General features: G+C 39.3%; 6 protein-coding genes. 4 read left to right on the forward strand and 2 right to left on the reverse strand.

From position 1 onward, the window contains the following. Nucleotides 1-234: 234 nt before the first annotated feature. Entirely contained in the window at nucleotides 235-1,560 is a 1,326-nt protein-coding gene (gene ricT, locus RYK20_RS10375; RefSeq protein ID WP_314895370.1) for a regulatory iron-sulfur-containing complex subunit RicT, read from the forward strand. Beyond that, complete coding sequence (locus tag RYK20_RS10380; protein ID WP_297979440.1) at nucleotides 1,553-2,026, forward strand: gliding motility lipoprotein GldH; 474 nt, start codon at nucleotides 1,553-1,555, stop codon at nucleotides 2,024-2,026. Before ricT ends, RYK20_RS10380 begins: the two co-directional genes overlap by 8 nt. Before the next feature lie 35 nt (nucleotides 2,027-2,061). Here RYK20_RS10380 and RYK20_RS10385 read toward each other — a convergent pair whose 3' ends face one another. Then, entirely contained in the window at nucleotides 2,062-3,330 is a 1,269-nt protein-coding gene (locus RYK20_RS10385) for an O-acetylhomoserine aminocarboxypropyltransferase/cysteine synthase family protein (protein ID WP_314895371.1), read from the reverse strand. Between the two features lie 176 nt (nucleotides 3,331-3,506). Further along, a complete protein-coding gene (locus tag RYK20_RS10390) occupies nucleotides 3,507-5,789 on the reverse strand; it encodes a TonB-dependent receptor (protein ID WP_314895372.1) in 2,283 nt (760 codons plus the stop codon). A gap of 169 nt (nucleotides 5,790-5,958) precedes the next feature. Here RYK20_RS10390 and RYK20_RS10395 point away from each other — a divergent pair, with 169 nt between their 5' ends. After that, a complete protein-coding gene (locus tag RYK20_RS10395) occupies nucleotides 5,959-7,047 on the forward strand; it encodes a YARHG domain-containing protein (protein ID WP_314895373.1) in 1,089 nt (362 codons plus the stop codon). A gap of 236 nt (nucleotides 7,048-7,283) precedes the next feature. Further along, nucleotides 7,284-7,895: an Imm25 family immunity protein gene (locus RYK20_RS10400; protein WP_314895374.1), complete on the forward strand. Its 612-nt coding sequence runs from the start codon at nucleotides 7,284-7,286 to the stop codon at nucleotides 7,893-7,895. The last annotated feature ends 81 nt before the right edge of the window (nucleotides 7,896-7,976 follow it).

A 7,976-nucleotide genomic window follows, 5' to 3' on the forward strand; every position in this document is an offset into this window, starting at 1 on the left:
TATAAATTCAAATGCTCTTACCATAATTGTCTTATTTTATTTTTATGTAAAATGAGTTCAAATATACTGCTTTTCTGTTGTAAATAATTTTTTTTTTTTTTTTTTTATTTTTATTCATTGATTTGGAAATTCCTAAAAAACATACTAACTTTGCTCCCTAAAATGCTTTTTTGCTATTCGTTGGAAGAGAAAGCTCTTTCTCTTGCGATAGCTCTCATTTAATAATACTCTCTAATGACTCATAATAAAAGACCTATTTATAATTATGGAAGTGTAAAGCTCTCTGTATATGACTGGCTATCAGGGATTCCTCTTCCTTCCCACAAGGAGCCTTTTGACTGTGTGGAGGTTCATTTCAAGAATTCTCGCAAGGAGTTCTTCAGAAACTCATATAAACTACCACTACAAATAGGAGATGTTGTAGCTACAGAAACTACCTCGGGGCACGATATAGGCACTGTATCCCTTACAGGAGAATTGGTACGTATCCAGATGCAAAAGAAAAAAGCCGATCCACTTTCTCCTACTCTTCCTAAAATCTATCGCAAAGCCAATGAACACGATATAGAAATCTGGCAAGAATACCGTTCTAAGGAGGTATTCCTACAGAAGCGTTCCCGAGAATTGGCTATTGCATTAGGATTAGAAATGAAAATATCCGATGTAGAATTCCAAGGAGATGGTTCCAAAGCTACCTTCTACTATACAGCTGAAGGACGGGTGGATTTCCGACAGCTCATTAAGGATATGGCTAAAGAATTCGGCACTCGTATAGAAATGCGACAGATAGGATACCGACAGGAAGCAGCTCGATTAGGAGGTATCGGATCCAGTGGAAGGGAAATTAGCTGTTCCACTTGGCTGACAGACTTCAAGAGTGTTACCACTGCTGCTGCTCGCTACCAACAACTATCTCTAAATCCTCAGAAGCTGGCAGGGCAATGTGGAAAACTCAAGTGTGACCTTAACTTTGAGTTAGACTGCTACCTAGAGGCTTTAAGAGACTTCCCTAAGACAGATACTAAACTACAAACTGAAAAAGGAATCGCTACCTGTCAGAAAGTAGATATTTTTAAGCGATTAATGTGGTTCACCTACGAGGGAGATTTCCTAAATTGGCATAAACTTACCGTAGATCAGGTAAAGGAAATCCTCCAACTAACTCGTGAAAAAAAGATAATCTCAAGTATTGAAGAATATCTCCAAGCACAGGAAGTTCCAAGCATTCCTTCTAGGAACATTGATAGTGAATCCCAAGAAGGAAGTCTTACAAGATTTGATGAGAAACCACGTAGCCGTAACCGAAAAAATCAGAAAACAAAGAACGCTTCTCAGAACAAGGAAAACAACCCAAAACCTAAGGAAAATACTCCTAACAAAGAAGCTATAGAAAAACCTCAAAAGAGCAAAGAAAGCAACAATACCATCCCTAAGGAAGCTCCTAAAGAGAAAGAGGAGGCGAAGAATCTTGTACAAGGACAAACCAAACGCAATTCCAATAAAAGACGTAACAAAAAAACAGCTAATCCTAGACCAACCCCAGCCCAAAACAATGAATAAATTATTTTTTTCTATCCTAATTCTTTCACTACTAAGTGGTTGTGGAAAATCTGCTATATATAGCGAATATAGAACTCTTCCTCAAGGATGGGAAGCCCACAAGCCTATTTCCTTTAAATACGAGGTAAGTGACACTCTACAGAAACATAATTTATTTATTCTCCTAAGGAATAATGATGACTATCCTTATAGTAATATTTTTTTAATTACTAAGATGAACTTTCCTAATGATCAAGTAGTAGTAGATACTCTAGAATACGAAATGGCAAACCCTGAAGGAGAATGGCTTGGAAAGGGTGCCTCTCTTAAAGAAAGTAAGCTGTGGTACAAAGAGGGAGTTACTTTTCCCAACAAAGGTATCTACACCTTTGAGATAGAACAAGCCGATAGGAGTTTAGGCAAGGTTGATGGAGTAGAAAACCTCAAAGGAATTTCAGAAGTAGGATTCCAGATAGAAAAAAAATAAACCTAATAAAAAAGGCAGTAAATTACTGCCTTTTCTTATTTAAATGCTTGCTTGAGATCATTCTGTAGGTCTTCTATATCCTCCAGACCAACAGAAAGGCGGATAAGGTCAGGAGTAACTCCTGTAAGTGCTTGAGCCTCTTCACTAAGTTGCTGGTGGATAGTGCTGGCAGGGTGGATAATAAGCGATTTAGTATCTCCTAAGTTAGCCAATAGAGAAAATATTTTAACATTATTCACCGTCTTTTTGGCAGATTCAAAGCCCCCTTTAAGACCAAAAGTAACCAAGCCACTTTGTCCTCCCTGTAGATATTTATCTGCTAAGGACTTATAAGGACTATCCTCCAGTCCTGGGTAATTCACCCAAGCCACTTCAGGTTGAGCTTTAAGCCACTGAGCAAGAGCCAATGCATTCTCACTATGCTTTTTCACACGAACAGGAAGGGTTTCCAAGCTCTGTAATATCTGGAATGCATTAAAAGGGCTTAGAGAAGTTCCTAAATCACGCAAGCCCTCAATACGTACTTTTGCAATAAAAGCTAAGTTACCCAAAGCCTCGTGTAGTACAAGCCCGTGATAGCCTGCAGAAGGCTCTGTAAATTCAGGGAACTTACCACTACTCCAATCAAAATTTCCTCCATCGATAATTGCCCCTCCGAGAGAGGTTCCATTTCCCCCTATATATTTGGTAAGTGAATGCACTACAATATTAGCCCCATATTTGATAGGATTCAGAAGCACAGGTGTTGCCACTGTATTATCTACAATCAGAGGAATTTTGTGTTTCTGAGCTACTTTGGCAATAGCTTCTATATCCAGAACATCCAGCTTAGGATTTCCTAAAGTCTCTATAAAAATAGCACGGGTATTGTCCTGCACAGCTTGGTCAAAGTGAGCTACCTCCTTAGGATCTACAAAGGTGGTAGTAATCCCAAGGCGTGGCAAGGTTACATTCAGTAGGTTATAAGTCCCTCCATAGAGGCTATTGGAGGATACTATATGCTCTCCCGTACGCAAGAGAGTCAAAAAAGTAGTGGTCAGGGCAGCTGCTCCAGAAGAGGTTACCACTGCTCCTACTCCACCTTCAACAGCTGCCAGACGTTGTTCCAGCACATCATTGGTAGGGTTATTAAGTCTTGTATAGATGTATCCAGGAACCGAAAGATTAAATCTCCCTGCTGCATCATCAGCATTTTCAAATACATAAGAAGATGTTTGATAGATAGGCACTGCTTGAGCTCCTTGATGTGCTTGCGGATCATAGCCTGCGTGAAGAGCATTGGTAGATTGCTTGAATGTATTCATATTTTTTCTGTTTTAGAATGTTTTTGTATTTTTTTATTTTTTAAATAGAATACAAAATTAGAAAATATTTTCAACATTACCAAAATTAAAAAGATTTTTTTTAATAAATAAATTTGCCAATATGCTAATTGATAAATCAGCATATTGGCAAATAAAAAAATCAGTTAATTGACTAATTAAAACTGGTAGCCTACTCCAGCTAATACACTGATAGTAGCGGCAGGCATAATACCTCCCCAAGCTCTGTGACGAGTGGTAAAGTACTTGCGATTGAGTAGGTTTAGCGCATTAAGATTCACATTCCATTGCTTGATACTATAGTTGGCGGTAGCATTAAGCAAGAAAAACTTAGGAATCAGCCCTTCATTACCATTGGCAGAACCTACTGCTGTATTTTTATTATCAGAAAACTGAGAGCTTACAAAGTTTCCATATCCATTAAGTGTAAGTGTGCCTTCTCCTAAAGCAAATTGGTATTTAGCTCCAGCAGTAGCGGTATAACGTGGTGCATAAGGTATGCGGTTACCTTTGTACATACCGTATTCTATAGTTGCCCTTTGGATAGCGCCACTTCCATAGAGTTTCAATCCTTCAATAGGATAGATGGCTCCACTGACTTCTATCCCTCTATGTAGAGCTTTACCCCCGTTATTTAGCAACCCTCCTTCATTGAAGATTTTATGGTCAAAATCCAAAATATAAGCTGCTAATTCTACTTCCAACCAATCAACAGGAGTGGTGCGCAAGCCCAATTCATAGTTGTTGGATTTTTCGGCATCCAAATCGCCATTGGTTACAAAAGCTTCACGAATCTTTGGCATCTTATACCCTTTAGAATAGGTCAAATAAGCACGATAATCATCAGAAAACTTATAGAATAATCCTAAAGAGTAGATAAAGGCATCTTCATTGGTATTATCCCACTGATTGCGGAAGTAATCCTCCTTGTCGTAATTGACAAAGGTATAGCGTACTGCTGGGTCTATATGGAACTTATCAGTGATATGGAACTCATCAAACACATAACCTTCCACTACAGCAACGGTATTGGCTGAATTGGCATTGGTTTTCCCTTCTTTTACGCCCATTTTATCACCTGCCACAGATACATCATGGGTAATATCAGTATGTAAGCGTACCCCTGCTAAAAGTTTGTTCTCCTTACCAAAGAGTGTATTGGTGCGCTCATAATCAGAGAAGAGTCCCAACGAAGGAATATCTCGTAAAGCAGATGTAAACTTACGCTTAGTAGCATCGGTATTACGGTTGTCAAGCCACCAATCGCGTTTAAGATAACTTCCGTAAAGAGAGGTCGTAAGGGAATTATTCTCATCAAAAAGGCGTTTGTAAGAAATAGCTGTACTAAAGCGTCGAGCCTCGAAGAAATCGTGAGGATTCACCGATTGTTCAGGATCTGCATCCCATTGTGCTTGACTAAGCCCGCCTGGTGTATCAGAATATTCAGTAAATCCATTAACAAAGAATCGCCATTCGTTCTTTTCTCCTACCTTAGTAGTAACATTTCCTGTAAAGTCATTCACTGCATAACGGCTACGTGATTTTCTGAATCCATCTCCTTGACGACGATGGAAACCTGCATAGTAGTTCATAGCCCCTTCATTGGTATTTCCTACGGTCTCTACCCCTATATTTAGTGCATTATGGTTACCATATTGTAAGTTAAGATTCGTATAAGGCTGAGCAGCACCTTTTTTGGTAATGATATTCACCACTCCACCTATACTACCACTTCCATAGAGCGCAGGGGAAGCTCCTTTGATTACCTCTATACTTTCAATAGCACCCACGGGCATCATATAATAGCCTCCCATATCGGAATAACTTTGCCCAATAGGAATTTTTCCATCAATAACTACCAAAGTATTACTATTACGAGCAGGGTCAATCCCTCTGAGACCTATCCCAGGGCGCAAGCCTCGTCCGTCCTCATCTATATAATTAACGCCAGGCATAAAGCGTACGGCATCTCCTACGGCAGGAATCGCCAATTCCTTGATTTGTGCAGATGAGACTATATTTACTGTTCCTGCAAAATCCTTGATTTGTCGCTTAATTCCTGTAGAAGTAACCGTTACTTCGGAGAGTTCCTCCTGAGAGACCTTCATTTGTACATTGAGCAAAGTACGTCCTTGTACCGCTATCTCCTGTGTATGGTATCCTAAGAACTTGAATACAAGAACATCATTCTCATCTACACGAAGAGAGTAGTAGCCATTCTTATCTGTGGCAACTCCTCGTTGGACACCTTTCACAAGAACACTCACACCAAGTAGTGGATTTCCTTGGGTATCTACCACGCGACCTTCCACTTGGATTTGTTGCTGTTGCTCCATTGCATTATAGGAAGCCATAAAAATAGAGGCTTTTGCCTCAGGTATAGTAAGTGCAATCATTGTTGTTAGTAGCAACTTACCGAGCATTTGCGTTTTCTTTTTCATAAAAACACTTTTATATAACTAAAACGGTGCAAAAATAATCTTTTTTCTCATATCCGCAATTTTATTTGGATTTATTTTAAGTTAAATATTATATTAACCACTAAAAAACTCTATTATTTGCCATTATTTAGTTATCTTTGCCTCCGATAAAATTCTATAACCTAAACTAATGAAGTGGTTTTTACTCTTATTAAGCACAGCCCTTTACGCCAATGACGGGGCTTTCTTCGGTTCGGGCAATCACTTAGTCCCTATTATGGAAACTGATATTTCCGTACAAAAGGAGATTTTGTACCTGAAGAAAATACAAAACAAATACATAGAAGTTTCTGTCTATTACGAGTTCTTCAACCCCAAGGAGGACAAGGAAATCATCGTCGGCTTTGAGGCGGAAAGCCCCAGTGGCGATGTAGATGGGGCTCCGAAAAACGGACACCACCCTTATATGTTTGATTTTACAGTAAATCTCAATAATGCCTTCCTCCCTTTCCAAATCGCCTATGTAACCGATTCCCTCTACGCCAAAGGCGGAAAAATAAAGAGCATAGACCTCAATACTTTCAACGGTAATAAGGATGGTAACGACATTGATTTCAGGTATGTCTACCACTTCAAAGCCAAGTTCAAAAAGGGCGTGAATATCCTCAAGCATACCTACAAATACAACATCTCTGGCGGCATCGCCTACAACTACCACTTTGACTATATCCTCACCGCTGCCAACCGCTGGGCGAATAAGCGCATAGACGACTTTACCCTCATCATTGATATGGGCGCCTTCCAAACCGCCTCCATAGAACGCACCTTCTTCAAAAGCGGCAGAGAATGGCTTCTCAGCGGCGTAGGCAAGATCACCGAAACAGCCCACAAAGGCGCAGGAGACGGTACTGACCTGAATACTACCAACTTCTATGTACAGCAGGGACTACTACTCTTTCAGAAGAAGAACTTTACCCCCAAGGGAGAACTTCATATCTGTGATTGGGCATTATGGGTACATCAGGATGCGGGCTTCCCTATTGACTACCCCTTCACCATTGACCTACCCAACTTCAAATACGAAACAGAACCCAAAACAGAAGAAGAGAAGCGCCGCCTACGCAACCTCCCCTTTGCCCGCCGCGGCTATATCTTTAAGGACAAAGCGCTACAAGCCTTCTATAACAAACAGGATTGGTACCAACCCAACCCCAGCTATATCCCTGAAGTAGAGTACCTGACCCCAAAGGAAAAAGAGCTGATCAATAGCCTAAAATAAAACGGATGAAGAAAGAAATACTCTCCTACCCTCGCTGGCGCGTTTCTTGCAGCTCGTGCCGTTTCTAAGCAACCTCCTATCTAACTATCAAAAGAGATGAGAGAAAAGCTCATTGTCGGCTATGAAAGTTGGAAGGCTTAGCCAAAAGACAATTTACTGTATATTAGCTATTTAGCTGATTTCTATTACTTTTATAGAACCTCTAAAAATATCATCACTCATTAAACTAAAGAATTATGTCAGAATTTCATAGCGTTGTAGATGAATTTGATATCTTAATCAATTCCTATGGTTTCAAATGCCCTAAAAAATTATGGTATAGGAGTTTAGTAGCCCTAAGCAAGCATCTCGAAGGCGACTTTTACTGTTTTGTCATAGCAAGAGTATACGAACACAATGGATCATTAGAAACTACTTTATGGGTAGCCCCTATAGGTAGACCTGATGATGGGTTGGATAAGTTATCTGCCAATATCAAAGTACATATAGGCTACACCCAAGTATTAGATGAGGAGTTTTTTAAAAAATGTGAAGCTAAAATTATTCATCTTATTGAGGCGGGTGTTTTAACCTCATTAGTCGAGGCTTCAAAGAAAGAGCTATCTAATCCTTCAGATATTAATGGGAGATATGAGGTTTATACCCAGTATATCTTACCTTTTTATCATTTAGTATTGGAAGCTGCCAATAATGACATAAAGATACTGAAGAACAAAAAGAAGTGCCAAATCATTATAGAGCAAGTCTATCAAAATACAACAGGAGAAATGAAAATCTTTTTTGATAAATTTGGATTAAAAGCCACAATTGATTATATTTGGACATATTGTTATATTCATTCTTTGTAGGCTATATACCATAAGTGTTGTAAAGCATTCCTTCTTGCTATTATCTTAGCCAAAAAAAGGGAATATCTTAGTAATCACCCA

Origin of the sequence: uncultured Capnocytophaga sp. (assembly GCF_963525585.1) — a bacterium.
In the GTDB taxonomy this organism is placed as follows: domain Bacteria; phylum Bacteroidota; class Bacteroidia; order Flavobacteriales; family Flavobacteriaceae; genus Capnocytophaga.